General features: G+C 66.3%; 14 protein-coding genes and 1 pseudogene. 1 reads left to right on the top strand and 14 read right to left on the bottom strand.

The features are described from left to right. Positions 1 to 43 precede the first annotated feature (43 nt). From TGR7_RS13695 to TGR7_RS17820, 14 genes and pseudogenes are all read right to left on the bottom strand, one after another. Positions 44 to 856: a symmetrical bis(5'-nucleosyl)-tetraphosphatase gene (locus TGR7_RS13695; RefSeq protein WP_012639278.1), complete on the bottom strand. Its 813-nt coding sequence runs from the start codon at positions 854 to 856 to the stop codon at positions 44 to 46. A gap of 152 nt (positions 857 to 1,008) precedes the next feature. Beyond that, on the bottom strand, positions 1,009 to 1,482 hold the full coding sequence (bfr, locus tag TGR7_RS13690; RefSeq protein WP_012639277.1) for a bacterioferritin: 474 nt from the start codon (positions 1,480 to 1,482) through the stop codon (positions 1,009 to 1,011). Between the two features lie 82 nt (positions 1,483 to 1,564). Continuing rightward, positions 1,565 to 1,783, bottom strand: coding sequence for a bacterioferritin-associated ferredoxin (locus tag TGR7_RS17275; protein WP_012639276.1), 219 nt, complete (start codon positions 1,781 to 1,783; stop codon positions 1,565 to 1,567). A 1,140-nt stretch (positions 1,784 to 2,923) separates the two neighbouring features. Beyond that, a complete protein-coding gene (locus TGR7_RS13675) occupies positions 2,924 to 3,526 on the bottom strand; it encodes a class I SAM-dependent methyltransferase (protein ID WP_012639273.1) in 603 nt (200 codons plus the stop codon). A gap of 86 nt (positions 3,527 to 3,612) precedes the next feature. Beyond that, the gene (gene apaG / locus TGR7_RS13670; protein WP_012639272.1) at positions 3,613 to 4,002 is read right to left on the bottom strand and encodes a Co2+/Mg2+ efflux protein ApaG; all 390 of its coding nucleotides are present in this window, start codon (positions 4,000 to 4,002) and stop codon (positions 3,613 to 3,615) included. Between the two features lie 49 nt (positions 4,003 to 4,051). Next, complete coding sequence (glk, locus tag TGR7_RS13665; protein ID WP_012639271.1) at positions 4,052 to 5,068, bottom strand: glucokinase; 1,017 nt, start codon at positions 5,066 to 5,068, stop codon at positions 4,052 to 4,054. Between the two features lie 70 nt (positions 5,069 to 5,138). Beyond that, positions 5,139 to 5,897 (bottom strand): 6-phosphogluconolactonase, encoded by a 759-nt coding sequence (gene pgl, locus TGR7_RS13660; protein WP_012639270.1) that lies wholly within the window; start codon positions 5,895 to 5,897, stop codon positions 5,139 to 5,141. Continuing rightward, the gene (gene tal, locus TGR7_RS13655) at positions 5,894 to 7,015 is read right to left on the bottom strand and encodes a transaldolase (protein ID WP_012639269.1); all 1,122 of its coding nucleotides are present in this window, start codon (positions 7,013 to 7,015) and stop codon (positions 5,894 to 5,896) included. The genes pgl and tal overlap by 4 nt, the downstream gene beginning before the upstream one ends. 148 nt (positions 7,016 to 7,163) lie before the next feature. Then, entirely contained in the window at positions 7,164 to 7,967 is an 804-nt protein-coding gene (rsmA, locus tag TGR7_RS13650; protein ID WP_012639268.1) for a 16S rRNA (adenine(1518)-N(6)/adenine(1519)-N(6))-dimethyltransferase RsmA, read from the bottom strand. A gap of 6 nt (positions 7,968 to 7,973) precedes the next feature. Continuing rightward, the gene (locus tag TGR7_RS13645; RefSeq protein WP_012639267.1) at positions 7,974 to 8,309 is read right to left on the bottom strand and encodes a DUF4156 domain-containing protein; all 336 of its coding nucleotides are present in this window, start codon (positions 8,307 to 8,309) and stop codon (positions 7,974 to 7,976) included. Positions 8,310 to 8,340: 31 nt separating this feature from the next. Beyond that, a complete protein-coding gene (gene pdxA, locus TGR7_RS13640) occupies positions 8,341 to 9,336 on the bottom strand; it encodes a 4-hydroxythreonine-4-phosphate dehydrogenase PdxA (protein ID WP_012639266.1) in 996 nt (331 codons plus the stop codon). Between the two features lie 229 nt (positions 9,337 to 9,565). Next, positions 9,566 to 10,897, bottom strand: coding sequence for a peptidylprolyl isomerase (locus TGR7_RS13635; protein WP_012639265.1), 1,332 nt, complete (start codon positions 10,895 to 10,897; stop codon positions 9,566 to 9,568). Beyond that, a complete protein-coding gene (locus TGR7_RS13630; protein WP_245522992.1) occupies positions 10,890 to 13,106 on the bottom strand; it encodes an LPS-assembly protein LptD in 2,217 nt (738 codons plus the stop codon). The genes TGR7_RS13635 and TGR7_RS13630 overlap by 8 nt, the downstream gene beginning before the upstream one ends. 777 nt (positions 13,107 to 13,883) lie before the next feature. Continuing rightward, positions 13,884 to 14,507: pseudogene (locus TGR7_RS17820) on the bottom strand (adenylate kinase); the annotation flags it as partial. A 185-nt stretch (positions 14,508 to 14,692) separates the two neighbouring features. Between TGR7_RS17820 and ppa the strand changes: the two are divergent. Then, complete coding sequence (ppa, locus tag TGR7_RS13620) at positions 14,693 to 15,229, top strand: inorganic diphosphatase (protein WP_012639262.1); 537 nt, start codon at positions 14,693 to 14,695, stop codon at positions 15,227 to 15,229. Positions 15,230 to 15,325: the final 96 nt, after the last annotated feature.

Here is a 15,325-nt window from a genome sequence, read left to right as displayed (position 1 = left end):
ACCCGCCGTGGCCCACATGACGGGCGTGGATGTCTAGCCCGCATCACTCGCAGCGGGTGTGCATCGTCTCCAGCGCACTGCTGTCCAGCCGCGCCAGCGTCATGCGTTGCCCCCACACGCAGCCGGTGTCCAGGCACAGCACGTCATCACCCTGGTAGAGTCCCAGCGTGGACCAGTGGCCGAACACGATGCGTGTTCCCACGCTCCTGCGCCCGGGCACGGCGAACCAGGGCATGAGATGTGGCAGCTGTCCGCCGGGGGCGCCCTTGTATGCCATGTCGACGCTGCCGTCGGCGGTGCAGTAGCGCAGGCGGGTGAAGCAGTTGGTGATGAAGCGCAGTCGCGCCCAGCCCTGCAGTGATTCAGACCACTGGTCCGGCTCGTCGCCGTACATGCGTTCCAGCAGCGTCGGGTGGTCCGGGCCGCGCAGCACGGTCTCGACTTCCGAGGCACAGGCGCGGGCCATGGCCAGATCCCACTGGGGCGGCAGGCCGGCGTGCAGCAGGGTCCACTGGATGCGCGGGTCGTGGTGCAGCAGCGGACGGTGGCGCAGCCAGTCCATGAGCTCGGCGCGATCGGGTGCATCCAGGATGGGCTGCACCGTGTCCTTGCGCCGGACCTTGTGCACACCCTGGTGAATGGCCAGCAGGTGCAGGTCGTGATTGCCCAGCACGGTGATGGCGGCATCGCCCAGATCGCGCACGAAGCGCAGCGCCTCCAGGGATTCCGGCCCACGGTTCACAAGATCACCCACCAGCCACAGCTGATCGGCAGCGGGATCGAAGCGCACCTGCTCCAGCAGGCGCTTGAGCGGAGTAAGGCAACCCTGGAGGTCGCCGACGGCGTAGATGGACATGACCCAAGTGTGAAGGGCGAAGGGTGAATTGGGAAGTCAGAAGGCTCTGCCTTGCTTCTGTTTCCCATATCACAAACTGTGGTGTTCCAGTGTGATGCGCAGGAATCGATGTCTCTGCCAGCGCCCATCTTGACTGGTGTGGAAGCTGATGTTCAGCTCATACCCATCATGGATTGCTGATAGTTTTCGAGGCCGACACGTCCGATCAGCTCAAGCTGTGTTTCAAGCCAATCGATGTGCTCCTCCTCGCCCTCCAGAATCTCCTCGAACAACTCGCGGGTCACGTAGTCCCCGCAGCTTTCGCAATGGGCGATCGCTTCTTTGAGTGTGACATGGCTGTCCATCTCCATCTTGAGATCGCATTCCAGGATCTCTTTCACGGTCTCACCGATGTGCAGCTTGCCCAGGTCCTGAAGGTTCGGTAGGCCTTCGAGGAACAGTATTCGCTCGATCAGTCGGTCGGCATGCTTCATCTCGTCGATAGATTCTTCGTATTCATGGGCGCCGAGTTTCTCCAGGCCCCAGTTCTTGAGCATGCGTCCATGCAGAAAATACTGGTTGATGGCAGTGAGTTCGTTCTTGAGCACCTTGTTGAGATAACCGATGGTCTTCTTATCGCCTTTCATGAGCGTGCTTCCTGGGAGGGTTTGTGCGCCTGGTTGAGTATAGACAGCGGCATGCGACTGGGCCGTTGCGGAAGTCAATGAATCATGGTGTGGCCGGTATCAATGCGTGCTCTGGCAATGGGGTGGGCATGTCCTGCTCATAGAGGCTTTCCCGCAGGATGTTCCTCGCGCACGCGCCACATTTGCCGCATTCCGAACATACGCCCAGACATTGCCTGAGGGCCTTCATGCTTGAGGCTCCCGCGGCTACCGCCTGTTTGATGTCACCATCGGTGACGCCTCGGCACAGACAGACGTACATGATGACTGGACCTCCTGACACGGGGTGAGTGGATGAATGTCAGACTAGATGTTAATGATAATGATTGTCAATAGCGTTCAAGTTTGCGAGGTGCGTGGCTGCGCTTGACAGCTTTAATTAAGAATGATAATCATTAACATTCGATTGTGCGTCTCAGCTCCCAGATGGCGCCCCAGATCAAACCTCGGCCGTCAGCCAGCCCGGCAGCGAAAGCCCCAGTGGCTTTCTCACCCAGTCAGCATCGGCGCAGACATACAATTAGGAGACCTGCGTTATGCCTTGTCGTGTCAGTAAATCCGGTCAGCCTCTCAAGATGCAGAAACATTTCCCTCTCGTGCCAGCGTCATCATTTCGCCCGGTGCCGAATAGCGGCCCCGGGGCCCCATGCAAGGGGGAGTGTGCTGACTGTCCCCGACGCAAGTCGGGGAGGGAGGCGTGACGATGGCCGCAAATCGCATGGAACCCCTATCGCAGCACCAGCGCCACTGGTCCATTGATCTTCGGGATGTGCCCGCCTTGCTCAGGCTTCTGGAGGACCATGCCCTCACGGTAGATATCGGTCTGATCAGCCACGCCGGGGAGGTAGCCATCCGTGCGGCTGGCATCAGCTGCTGTCAGGAGGGGCCATGTCTGCGCTTGGCGGGGCCGGACGCTTCCCTGTGTATAGATCTGGAGAGGCTGTCTACCGCGCGTGCCGTTCGAGATGTCAACGGTTGCTGGGATCGCGTGAGCCTTGAGTTGTTGGCGGAGCAGGGTGAATACCGGATCTCCGTGCCCCGGTGTTTTGATTCAGCAGGTATCTGGGGTCGGGTTATGGAGGCCCTTGCAAGCAGTCATCAGGAGCCGCTGCAACACCTGGCGGACGGCTTCGATACCCAAGGCTGTGTGGATTCGCCGGCTCCCTCACAGTGATCAGGAGGGTAGATCCATGATCGGGAAGGCGCACAGCGATGTGCTTCGAATCGAGATTTCTGCCACGCGCCTGTTCGCGCTGTTGGCGGAGAATCGACTCCATGCCATGGACATACGATGCCTGGATGCAGAATCACGGATATATCTGAGGCGTCTGTTCCTGGATGCCTGCGTCCAAAACTGCAATCGATGTGAGCGGGTCTGTCATCGCAAGGGCGTCGGCACGGACTAGATTTTGTCCAGCACCAGATGCCGGAACCAGCCTCCCGCGAGGGCTGGCGTGTCCTCGACGAGGCGAAGCTCGTCATGCCCTGCCAGCAGTTCCTCGAAGATCACATCGGTGCGGGTGGCCAGGCGACTGATGACGGGGTTGATCATGCGCCGCAGTGGAGCACGCTGTCCCGGACGCAGGAACTTGTCCAGGATCAGCAGTCGCGCACCGGGGCGCGCAACACGAACGGCCTCGGCAAAGGCGCGTGCGGGCTCAGGCACGACAGCGAGGATCAGGTGCAGCACCACCGCATCGAATCGGTCGTTCTCGAAGGGCAGGGCCATGGCATCACCCTCGTGCAGTCCGATCTCGATCCCCAGCTGATCGGCGCGGCTGCGTGCCCGCGCCAGCATGGCGGGGGTCAGGTCGACGCCATGGTAGCGTCCGCCCGCAGGCAGATAAGGCAGGTCCAGACCCGTGCCGATGCCCGGCAACAGGATCTCCTGACCTGCCACCTCACCCAGCCGCGCCAGGCTGCGCCGGCGCGGACCGCGCAAGGCCCGGTCCACGAACAGGTCGTAGATGGGGGCCCAGAGGGTGTAGGTGTGTTTTAGAGACAAGTGGCAAGTCTCAAGTGGCTAGTGGCAAGGAAATGACAATCTTTTGAACTTCCTTGCCACTTGAGACTTGCTACTGGCCACTGCATTCAATGGAGGACACGTGGAATCGAGAGCATGAACGCCGGGATCTCGGCGTCGAACTCCACGCCGTCGTCGGCGCGCATCTGGTAGCTGCCCTGCATGGTGCCCACGGGGGTCTCGATCATGGTGCCGCTGGTGTACTGGAAACCCTCGCCGGGTTTCAGGTAGGGCTGTTCGCCCACCACGCCCTCGCCGCGCACTTCCTGCACCTTGCCGTTGGAGTCGTTGATGATCCAGTGGCGGGTGAGCAGCTTGGCGGGCACGCGGCCCACGTTGCGGATGGTGATGGTGTAGGCGAACACGTAGCGGGAGCCGTCCGGGTCGGACTGCTCCGGGATGTAGGTGGTCTTCACGTCCACTTCGATGTGGTGATCCTGGTTGTGCTGTGCGGTCATGGCCTTATGCTTCGGTCAAATAATTCAAAATTCAAAATTCAAAAGGGAATTACTGCCCACTGCCCGATTCACCCTTCGCACTTGTGAGCGCCCAGCGCGCCGCACCCATCAGCCCGGCATTGGGTTCGTTGATCACCTTCACCGGCAGCCTGGCCAACAGGTGGCTCATGGGCGGCTTGCGGCAGAAGGCGGCGATGAAGTCGCCGTTCTGCAGCAGGGGCAGGATGCGCGGCGCGATGCCGCCGGCGAGATATACGCCGCCGGTGGGCAGCACGCTCAGGGCCAGGTCGCCGGTCTGTGCGCCGTAGAGGCGCACGAACAGGCGCAGGGTCTCCCGGGCCAGGGGTTCGTCGCCGCGCAGGGCGAAACGGCTCAGGGCGGCGGCGGGATCGCCCTCGGCCATGGCCTCGGCCAGGGCGGGGCCGGGCGCGTGGCCCTCGGTCTGCAGGAAGGCGGCGATGCGGGCGATGCCCCGACCCGAGAGCAGGTGTTCACGGGTGCAGCGGCCTTCCTCCCGGGTGACGAACTGCCACAGGCGGATCTGTTGCGCATCGGTCGGGGAGAAGCCGGCATGGCCACCTTCGCCGGGCAGCAGGCCCGCGCCATTGGCGCACACGGCGCAGACCCCGAGACCGGTGCCGGCGCCCACCACCAGGCGCGGGCCGGCGGGATCGGGTTCGCCGGCCTGCAGGGTGGCGAGCGAGGAGGCGGGCAGGTCGTCCACGCTGTGGGCCACGCCTTCAAAATCATTGATCAGCACCACGCGGGCGATGCCCAGTGAGTCGGCCAGGGAGGCGCTGTCCAGCTGCCAGGGCAGGTTGGTGAGCCGGGCCTGCTGACGCTCGGCATCGCCCTCCACCGGGCCGGCGATGGCCAGGCAGGCGCTGCTGATGCGCGCGGGATCGACCCCTTCGTGCTTGAGGAAGGTGCGCGCCAGGGTCTCGAAGTCGGGGAAGGCAGCGCTCTCGAAACGCTGGGGGGTGTCCAGGTGCAGGCGGCCGCGTTCCTGACGGCCCAGGGCGATCAGGGTCTTGGTACCACCGATGTCGGCTGCCAGTACATGCATACGGGTAGTGTACTGCACCGTCCCGGGTCGTGGCTTCAGAGCCCCCGGAAAGCATCGGGGCAATGTCGTCTCAGTCTCCGCCGTCAGCGATCAGGGACCGTGCGGCATCCCGGTCCAGGTGCCACACGGGCGGACGGGCGGGTGCCAGCAGGGCGGCGGGCAGGGCGGCGTCCTCGGCGCCGGCCGGATGCAGCACCCGGGCGACGGTGTCGGCCTTGTCGCTGCCTGTGACCAGGAACCACAGGGCATCGGCCTGCTCCAGCGCCGGCCGGGTCAGGCTGATGCGCCAGTTGTCCTTCTCGGGCACATAGACGGCCGCCACCGGCCGATCCGTCACCGCCAGGATGTCCGTGCCGGGGAACAGGGAGGCGGTGTGCCCGTCCGGGCCCAGGCCCAGCAGCACCAGGTCGAACACGGGCATGCCCTCGCGCCGGGGCAGTTCGGACAGGTGTGCGCCGTAGCGGCGCGCGTCGCCCGCGGGGTCGTTCGGGTCCGTGACCATGGGGTGGATGTGTTCAGGGGCGATCGGCACCCGGTCGAGCCAGGCCTCCCGGGCCATGCGGTGGTTGCTGTCGAGATCGTCCTGGGGGACACAGCGTTCGTCACCGTAGAAGATCTCCCAGTGGGACCAGTCCCCGTGCCCGGGACCGATCTGTGCCAGGTGTTCGTACAGGGCGCGGGGTGTGCGACCGCCGGCCAGGGCGATGCGGAACACGCCGTGCGCCCGGATGCAGCGCGCGGCCAGGTCCAGGACCTCGCTGGCCACGGTCGCGGCCAGCTCCTCCGGGTCCGGGTGGATCCTGAGCTGTGGCTCGCGGGGGTGATTCATCGCTTCCCCTGCCGGGCCTCGGCCAGCACGCCGAGCAGGTGCCGGAAGGCCTTCTGGAAGGCCTCGATGCCCTCGCTCTCCAGGCGGTCGGTGATGCTTTCCAGGTCGATGCCCAGGTCCGCCAGCGCAGCCACCTGGGCCCGTGCCGTCTCCACGCCTTCGGCCAGGGTCTCGGCCACCGAGCCATGGTCCAGGAAGGCCCGGTAGGTGGCTGGGGGCAGGGTGTTGACGGTGTGCTCACCGATCAGGCTGTCCACGTACAGCACGTCGCTGTAGTCGGGGTTCTTGGTGCCGGTGCTGGCCCACAGCAGGCGCTGGGGATGGGCCCCGGCGGCAGTCAGGCGGGTGTGGCGCGCGCCGCCGCGCTGGTCGCGGAAATGGGCATAGGCCAGGCGGGCGTTGGCGATGGCCAGTCGGCCGCGCAGGTGTTCCGCCGGCCGCCCTTCCTGGATGCGTTCCTCGAGCAGCGGGTCCAGGACGCTGTCCACCCGGCTGACGAAGAAGCTCGCCACCGAGGTCACAGTCTCAAGGGCTTCGCCCCGCTCCAGCCGCGCCTCCATGCCGCGCATCCAGGCCTCCAGCACCTGCGCGTAGCGGGCCACGGAGAACAGCAGGGTGACGTTCACGTTCACGCCGTCTGCGATCAGCGTCTCCAGGGCCTCGACCCCGGCGCGGGTGCCGGGCACCTTGATCATGGCGTTGGGCCGGTCCATGCGCGCGAACAGGGCGCGGGCCTCGCGCACCGTGGCCTCGGCGTCGTGGGCCAGGTCCGGGGAGACCTCCAGGCTGACGAAGCCGTCGGCACCGCCGGTCTCCCGGTACAGGGGCAGGAATACGTCGGCGGCCCGCTGCAGGTCCTCGATGGCCAGCCGGAAGAACAGGGCCTCGTCGTTGAGTCCGGGGTCCGCCCGCAGGGCGTCGCGGATGGCCGTGCGGTACAGGTCGGTGCCGGCGATGGCCTTGTCGAAGATGGCGGGGTTGGAGGTGAGCCCGCCCAGGCCGTCCTCGCGGATCAGGCGCGCCAGTTCGCCGGAATCCAGCAGGTCCCGGCGGATGTAGTCATACCAGATGCTCTGACCCAGCGCGCGCAGGGCCCTGATCCGGTTTTCGGCGCTCATGGCGTATCCCGTCCCGTGTGGAGATGGAAAGTCTATTTTTGCCACAGAGGACACAGAGGTCACAGAGAAACAAAACCGAGTCGGGCTCGCTTTTGGATTTTACCTCTGTGTCCTCTGTGACCTCTGTGGCAAAAGGCCTTACGAGCTTTTATGCCAATTCAGACCTGAGCGCGTGGATGCGGTTCGCCAGGGCGACGAACTGGGCGACGCTCAGGGTCTCGGGGCGGGCGGCGGGGTCCAGGCCGGCGGCCTCGATGGTGTCGGCGTCCGCCATGCCGCGCACGGCGTTTCTCAGGGTCTTGCGCCGCTGGGTGAAGGCCTGGTTGACCAGGCTGGCGAACAGGGCCTCGTCGGCGGCCGGGTGGGGCAGGGTTTCCCAGGGGGTCAGGCGCACGTAGGCGGAGTCCACCTTCGGCGGCGGGCGGAAGGCACCGGGACCGACCCGGAACAGGGCCTCGGCCCGGCAGTGGTACTGGGTCATGACGCTCAGGCGGCCGTAATCCCGGGTGTTGGGAGCGGCGGCAAGCCGGTCCACCACCTCCTTCTGCAGCAGGAAATGCATGTCCCGGATGCGCGGCGCGCTTTTCAGCAGGTGAAAGATCAGCGGCGTGGAGATGTTGTAGGGCAGGTTGCCCACCACCCGCAGCTGTCCGCCCTCGGGGGCCAGCGTGGCGAAGTCAAAGCGCAGGGCGTCCGCCTGGTGCACCCGCAGTTCACCCAGCCCCTGGCAGCGTTCCACCAGGGGCGGGATCACGTCCCGGTCCAGTTCCACCACGTGCAGCACCCGGCATCGTTCCAGCAGGGGTGCGGTCAGGGCCCCGAGGCCGGGGCCGATCTCCACCAGGGCCTCCCCCGGCCGGGGCGCGATGGCGGCCACCATGCGTTCGATGATGGCCGTCTCGTGCAGAAAGTGCTGCCCGAAGCGCTTGCGGGGGATGTGCGACTCGCTCAAGGGGGATCAGCAGCGGTAGACGTCGAATACCTGGCGGCCGTCCTGCAGCGGGCCCATGGGCACGATGGTGTTGCCGTTCCAGTCCTTGGCGGCGGCATTGCGGGCGGTGGCCTCGGCCTCCTGGGCGAGCTTCTCCGGGGGACGACGCACGAAGCCTACCTTCTCGGTGATGGTCACGGTGGTGGACCCCAGGCGCTGGCAGTTGCGCACATCCGAGGCGGTGGCCACGCGCACGTGCTGGCCCTCGGTGGTCACGGGCACGAAGGTGCAGGCGCCGAGGCCCAGGGTGATGGCCAGGGCGCCGGTGAGGATGGCGCCGGTGCGGATCGGGGTGTGGATCATGGTCGTCTCCTTGAGTGTGTTGGATGGTTGTTCAAAGACCGTGGGCCGAGCGGGCCATCTCAATGGCCAGGCGCTCAGCCTCCATGAAGCTGCCTGCCTCGGCCCGGCCGCTGCCCGCCAGTTCCAGGGCGGTGCCGTGATCCACGGAGGTGCGGATCAGGGGCAGGCCCAGGGTGATGTTCACGGCGCGACCGAAGCCCGCGTGCTTGAGCACCGGCAGGCCCTGATCATGGTACATGGCCAGGATGGCATCTGCGTGTTCCAGGTGCCGGGGTGTGAACAGGGTATCTGCGGGCAGGGGGCCGATCAGGTGCAGGCCTTGCGTGCGCAGGCGCTCCAGCACCGGGCCGATGACCTCGATCTCTTCCCGGCCCAGGTGACCCCCTTCACCGGCATGGGGATTTAGACCACAGACCAGGATTCTCGGTTCGGAGATCGCGAATTTTGTTTTCAGGTCCTGATTGAGCACCCGCAGTACATGTTCCAGGCCCGCCGGGGTGATGGCATCGGCCACGGCCCGCAGGGGCAGGTGGGTGGTGGCCAGGGCCACGCGCAGCGCGCCGGCCGCGAGCAGCATCACCGGGGTGGGCGCGCCGCTGCGCTCGGCCAGGAACTCGGTGTGGCCGGTGAACGGGATGCCGGCGTCGTTGATGATGCCCTTGTGCACCGGCCCCGTGACCAGGGCGTCGAAGCGCCCGTCCAGGCAGCCGGCCACGGCGCTCTCCAGGGTGGCCAGCACGTGGCGGGCGTTGGCCGTGTCCAGGTGCCCGGGCCGCACCGGGGCGTTCAGGGCATGGGCCATGACCGTGAGGCAGCCCGCCGGGTCGGGGGCGGCCGGGGTCTGCGGATCGAAGGGGCGGATCTCCAGCGGCAGGCCGAGCAGGCGCGCGCGCTCGCGCAGCAGCGCCGGGTCCGACAGCACCACCCGCTGGGCCGCGCACGGCACCTGGGCGACCGCGACCACCAGGTCGGGACCGATGCCGGCGGGTTCACCGGGGGTGATGGCGATGCGAGGGGTGGTGGTCATCCTGGGCGGGTTGGGTCAGAAGGCATTATTCTCTCGCGGAGGCGCAGGGACGCGGAGAAGTGAATTAACAATGATTTTGATTTCCCTGTGACTCTGTGGCTCCGTGAGAGGATGGGTGTGATTGCTGAACACAAAGCCTGTCCTCTCACGGAGCCACGGGGACACGGAGAAAAAATTCTGAATAAAGTCTTTTCCCCGCGCCTCTGCGCCTCCGCGAGAGAAAATGCCGTTACAGCCCGCTCACGCGGGTCTGCAGACGCAACTCCACGTAGGCCTCGTCGCGCAGGCGGCGCAGCCAGAGCTCGGTTTCTTCCTCGCGCTTGCGCTCGCGGATGATCTCCCGGGCCTGGGCGCGCATCAGCTGGCGGGAACTGTCGTAGGTGCGGCGGTCCAGCACCTCCACGATGTGCCAGCCGAAGGGGCTCAGGAAGGGCTCGCTCAGGGTGTTGGGGGCCAGGGCGTTCATGACCTCCTCGAACTGGGGCACCAGGTCGCCGGGATCGGTCCAGCCCAGGTCGCCGCCGCGCATGGCGCTGCCCCGGTCGTCGGAGTGGGCGCGGGCCAGGTCGGCGAAATCGTTGCCCATGAGGATGCGGTTGCGCAGGCCGGCGATCCGCTCCCGGGCGTCCTCCTGGCTCAGGATGGCGGTGGGCTGGATGAGGATGTGCCGGGCGTGGGTCTGGGTGATCTGTGCCCGCTCGCCGCCGCGGCGTTCCTGCAGCTTGATCAGGTGGAAGCCGGAGGGGGAGCGGATCAGCTCGCTCACCTCGCCCTCGCGCATGAGCACCACGTTGCGGGCGAACAGGGTGGGTACCTGGGCGGCAGCGCGCCAGCCCAGGTCGCCGCCTTCCAGGGCCTGCTGACCGGCGGACTCGCTCAGGGCCAGCTCGGAGAAGTTCTCCCCGGCGACGGCACGCTTGCGGATGGCCTCGGCGCGCTCCCGGGCGGCCTGGATGTCGGCGGCATTGGCGCCCTCGGGCAGGGGCACCAGGATGTGGCTCAGCCGGTATTCCACGTCCCGGTCGATGGCGCCGGACTCGCTGGCGATCAGGTCGTCGATCTCCTGCTCGCTCACCTGGATGCGGTTTTCCACCTGGCGGCGGCGCAGCTGGCCGATGGTCATCTCGTCGCGGATCTGTTCCCGGAACACCTGGAAGTCGATACCGTCCGCCACCAGCCGGTCGCGGAACTCCGGCAGGCTCATGCTGTTTTCCCGGGCGATGCGCTCCATGGTCTGGTTGAGGGTGATGTCGTCGATGCGGATGCCGGCGCGGGTGGCCTGCTGCAGCTGCAGGCGTTCGATGATCAGGCGCTCCAGCACCTGCGGAATGAGCACGTCATCCGGCGGCAGTCGTCCGCCGCGGCTCAGGATCTGCTGGCGCACCGTGTCGAGCCGGTTCTGCAGCTCGCTGTGCATGATCACGTCGTCTTCCACCAGGGCCACGATGTGGTCCAGGGGGGCGTCGTCAGCCCGTTGGGCCAGCCCCTGTAAGGGCCAGGCCAGGGCCAGTGTCAGGGCCATGGCGGACAGAAGGAACAGCGTGTTGCGAATCTCAATCATAGGTCTCGTAACCCCGAATGCTTTCCCCCAGGAGGTCGCCCAGGCCCGTGCCCAGGCCGGCCAGTCCCTTGAGGATCAGCTGGAAATAGATGGCGTTATTGTACTCCCGCGCCTCACCCGCCGTCAGATAACGCCGCGCAACCAGGCGGGCCCGCCAGCAGCAGCTCTCGTATTCGAGGCCCGCCAGGACCTCCAGGTCGCGCTCGTCCCGCAGGCTGTAGTTGTAGCGGCCCACCAGATCCCAGCGGGCCGAGACCGGCCAGGCGGCGGACAGGTCCACCTGCTCGATCTCCAGATCCGGGCGCAGCGGGTCCTCGCGCAGGCGGTAGCCCAGGTTGGCGATGCGCCGACCCGGGCCCCGGTACTGCAATTGGGCCGTGGCCAGTTCCGTTTGTTCCCGATGAGGGTCCCACTGGATGGCGCCGCGGGTGGACCATTCCCGGGCGAGGCGCAGGGCCGCCTCCGCCACCAGGCTGGAGCTGTTCTGGGTGGCCGGGGCCTGGCCGGGCGCCAGGGTGACGCGCCGGTCATCGAAATACAGGATCTGGCCGATACTAGCCCGGTAGCGTTCCTCGCCGCTCATGGCGTCCAGGCGCCGGGAGGTCAGGGCGAGGGTGAGTTGGTTGGCGTCGCCCACCCGGTCTGCGCCAGTAAAGCGGTGATCACGGAACAGCTGGTCGAAGCTGAAGTCCATGCGCCCGGTGTCGAACAGGGGCAGCTCGTCCTGGTCCCGGTAGGGCACGTAGAGATAGTAGGCGCGCGGCTCCAGGGTCTGCAGGCCGCCGTCTGCCAGGGGGCGGTCGAAGAACAGGCCGCTGTCCACGCTGACGATGGGCACGCTGCGGTCGGGCCGGGTGTCCGTGCCCGGCGCGGTGTCCTCCAGCTGATAGCTGGTGTAGCGGTACTTCACGCCCGGTGTGAGGAAGCCCCAGGGCTGGCGCAGGGGCATCTTCACTCCGGGCATCAGGTCCAGGCGCTGGCCGGTGAGGGTATCCTGGCGCTCGAAGGCCACCCACTCCGCCCGCAGGCTGCCCTCCAGCAGGCGGGGGGTGGTGGGCGGGGCTGTGGTGAACAGTACCTGGGGCAGGCGCTGGTAGGGGCGACCGGCGGAGGGTATGGCCGGGTCCACGGTCTGGAAGCCCTGGAAACGGGTCAGCAGGTTCCAGCCATCACCCCGATAGTGCAGGTCGGCGCGGCTCTCCAGGTGAGTGGTGCTGGCGATGGCCAGGGAGTTGCCCAGGTCGCTGAGATAGTCGGCGTCGGAGACCTGGTTGACCTGCACGTCCAGGCGGGTGCGCTGGGTGGGCTCTGCCTGGTGGTTCAGGCTCACGGAGCCGCGCTCCTCACCGTAGTCCCGGTCGTCCAGGTATTCCAGGGTCAGCTCGCCGTGGCTGCGCGGGTTCAGGTAGCGGAACTCGCCGCCCAGCATCAGGCCCCGTTCGCCCAGGATGCGCGGGGTCAGGGTCGCATCCCGGTGTGGGGCGATGTTCCAGTAATAGGGCACCGACAGGTCCAGGCCCGAGGCGTCGGAATTGCCGATGCTCGGGTACAGGAAGCCGGACTTGCGCCGGTCGTCGATGGGGAAGCTGATGTAGGGGGTGTAGAACAGCGGTGCGCCCTTGAAGCGCAGCAGCACGTTGCGGGCCCGTCCCTCGCCGCTCTCCCGGTCCAGGTCCACCCGGCTGGCGCGCAGGATCCAGTCATCCTTGCCCTCGTCGCAGGTGGTGTAGCTGGCGTTGCTGAGGCGGAACCGCTCGGCGTCCACGCGCTCCACCCGGCTGGCCGCGCCCCGGGCGTGCATGGGGGCGTAGAAGTAGCGGGCGTCCTCGAACCGGCCCTGGTCCGTGTTCAGCAGCAGGTAGCCGCGCGGGCTTTCCAGGCGGAACTGGCTGTCCTCGAAACGCACCCCGCCCTCCGCTTCGGCCAGCCCCTGCCCCTCGCTGAAACGCAACTCGTCCGCGCTCAGGGTGCGGCCATCCCGGGACAGCTCCGCGTTGCCCCGGAAGATGGAAATCCCCAGCCGGTCAATCAGGGCCTCGTCGGAGTAGAGGTGGATGCGGGTGTCGCCGGCAGGCACCAGGGGGCTGAACGGCGCCTGCTCCGCCGGGCGGCACAGGGCCCAGGGATCAAACTCCTCGGCCAGGACGGGGGTTGAAGCCGCCGCCAGCGTCAGGGTCAACAATGTCCGTTTCAGCAGGTCCACGCTCACTGGTGCTTCCAGGCCGGGATGGCCGCGGCCGTGCCGCACAGCCATCCGGCCAAAAAGACAACGGCCCCGGGTAGGGGCCGTGCCGGATGATCCTGCCGTCTTCGGCAGGTGACCGCGCCGGGCAGGGGCTCAGCGACGGGACTTCTTCTTGGTGACGGCCTTCTTGGGTGCGGCCTTTTTCACGGTCTTCTTGGTGGCGGCCTTCTTGGGCGCGGCCTTTTTCACGGTCTTCTTGGTGACGGCCTTCTTGGGCGCGGCCTTTTTCACCGCCTTCTTGGTGGCGGCCTTCTTGGGTGCGGCCTTTTTCACGGTCTTCTTGGTGACGGCCTTCTTGGGCGCGGCCTTTTTCACCGCCTTCTTGGTGGCGGCCTTCTTGGGTGCGGCCTTTTTCACGGTCTTCTTGGTGACGGCCTTCTTGGGCGCGGCCTTTTTCACCGCCTTCTTGGGTGCGGCCTTTTTCACCGCCTTCTTGGTGACGGCCTTCTTGGGTGCAGCCTTTTTCACCGCCTTCTTGGTGGCGGCCTTCTTGGGCGCGGCCTTTTCCTCGGTCTTCTTGGTGGCGGCCTTCTTGGGAGCAGCCTTGGCGACGGTCTTCTTCTCGCCGGCAGCCTCGCCGGCCTTCTTCCCGGCAGCGGCCTTCTTGGCCTTCACGGCCTCCGCGGCCTGCTTCACGGCACTGACCTTGCGCTTGGGCGCGGGTTTGGCGGCAGGCTTGGCGGGGGCCGCTTCCACCGGCCGCTCGCTGGCGGCCTTGACCAGTTTTTCGGCGCCGCGGGTGACGGCCTGGAAGATCTCATCGATCTCGCCTTCCCCGTCGATGGTCTCCAGCACGCCCCGGCTCTGGTAGTAGCTCACCAGGGGCTTGGTCTGCGCCTCGTAGACGCGCAGACGGTTGCTGATGGTCTCTTCATTATCGTCGGCGCGGTGATGCAGGTTGCCGCCGCACATGTCACAGACGGTGTCGTGGCGCGGGGGCTTTGTGTAGCGGTTGAACACGGCGCCGCAGGATTCGCAGGTCAGTCGACCGCTGAGACGCTGCATGAGCAGGTCGAAGTCCACGTCGATCAGCAGGGTGCCGTCCAGGGGGCGGCCCATCTCTTCCAGCATGCGGTCCAGGGCTTCGGCCTGACTGATATTGCGGGGGAAGCCGTCGAGGATGAAACCGGCGTCGGCGTCGGGCATGGCCAGGCGCTCGCGGATCATGCCCAGGACAATCTCGTCGGGCACCAGCTGGCCGGCATCCATGGCGGCCTTGGCCTGCTGGCCCAGGGGGGTGCCGGCGGTGACGGCACTGCGCAGGAGGTCTCCGGTGGAGATCTGGGGCACCCTGTAGCGCTCCACCATGTGTTTGGCTTGCGTTCCCTTGCCGGATCCCGGCGCTCCCAGAAGCACGATGCGCATGGCGTCTCCCCCTCACTGTTCGCCCGCAGGCGCCACAGCCCGGCAGGCGAGGTTTTTTGGAAGTGTTTGGGCCTGACTTATACCTCCTCGGCCGGTGCCGCGCAAGAGAGTGACGGCCCGCTGTCGGCGGGCCGCGGAGCCGGTATAATGCGCGCTCCACACCGAATTCTCAGGAATCGAGGCATATGAACCTGGATAAGATTTCGGCAGGCAATGACCTGCCCAACGACATCAACGTGATCGTCGAGATCCCGGCCCATGGCGCGCCGGTGAAGTACGAAGTGGACTATGACAGCGGTGCGCTGCTCGTGGACCGCTTCCTGAACGTGGCCATGTTCTATCCCTGCAACTACGGCTTCGTACCCCACACCCTCTCCGAGGACGGCGATCCCGTGGATGTCCTGGTGCTGACCCCGGTGCCGGTCATGAGTGGCTCGGTGATCCGCTGCCGCCCCGTGGGCATGCTCAGGATGACCGACGAGAAAGGTCCGGATTCCAAGATCATGGCGGTGCCCGTCAATGACCTGCACTCCTCCTACGATCATGTCCAGAGCCCCAGTGACCTGCCTCAGTCGCTCCTGGCTCAGATCAGTCACTTCTTCGGCCACTACAAGGAACTGGAGCCCAATAAGTGGGTCAAGATCGACGAGTGGGTCGGTGTCGAGGAGGCCAAGGCGGAACTCGTCGCTTGCCAGAAACGCTTCCAGAAGAGCAAGGTCTGATGCCAGTGGCAAGTGGCTAGTCTCAAGTGGCAAGGAACAAGGGAAACCACCCTCTGACATGAAGGAACATCGTGATGGTTTTCCCTTGCCACTTGC

This window comes from Thioalkalivibrio sulfidiphilus HL-EbGr7 (assembly GCF_000021985.1).
In the GTDB taxonomy this organism is placed as follows: domain Bacteria; phylum Pseudomonadota; class Gammaproteobacteria; order Ectothiorhodospirales; family Ectothiorhodospiraceae; genus Thioalkalivibrio_A; species Thioalkalivibrio_A sulfidiphilus.
Note: the sequence above shows the minus strand (reverse complement) of the source record. Positions and strands in the feature narration are given on the sequence as shown.

Bases quoted from the DNA above. Each gene is read 5' to 3' on its own strand.
- TGR7_RS13695 (WP_012639278.1), bottom strand. From the start codon at position 856: ATGTCCATCTACGCCGTCGGCGACCTCCAGGGTTGCCTTACTCCGCTC.
- bfr (WP_012639277.1), bottom strand. From the start codon at position 1,482: ATGAAAGGCGATAAGAAGACCATCGGTTATCTCAACAAGGTGCTCAAG.
- TGR7_RS17275 (WP_012639276.1), bottom strand. From the start codon at position 1,783: ATGTACGTCTGTCTGTGCCGAGGCGTCACCGATGGTGACATCAAACAG.
- apaG (WP_012639272.1), bottom strand. From the start codon at position 4,002: ATGACCGCACAGCACAACCAGGATCACCACATCGAAGTGGACGTGAAG.
- glk (WP_012639271.1), bottom strand. From the start codon at position 5,068: ATGCATGTACTGGCAGCCGACATCGGTGGTACCAAGACCCTGATCGCC.
- pgl (WP_012639270.1), bottom strand. From the start codon at position 5,897: ATGAATCACCCCCGCGAGCCACAGCTCAGGATCCACCCGGACCCGGAG.
- tal (WP_012639269.1), bottom strand. From the start codon at position 7,015: ATGAGCGCCGAAAACCGGATCAGGGCCCTGCGCGCGCTGGGTCAGAGC.
- TGR7_RS13645 (WP_012639267.1), bottom strand. From the start codon at position 8,309: ATGATCCACACCCCGATCCGCACCGGCGCCATCCTCACCGGCGCCCTG.
- pdxA (WP_012639266.1), bottom strand. From the start codon at position 9,336: ATGACCACCACCCCTCGCATCGCCATCACCCCCGGTGAACCCGCCGGC.
- TGR7_RS13635 (WP_012639265.1), bottom strand. From the start codon at position 10,897: ATGATTGAGATTCGCAACACGCTGTTCCTTCTGTCCGCCATGGCCCTG.
- ppa (WP_012639262.1), top strand. From the start codon at position 14,693: ATGAACCTGGATAAGATTTCGGCAGGCAATGACCTGCCCAACGACATC.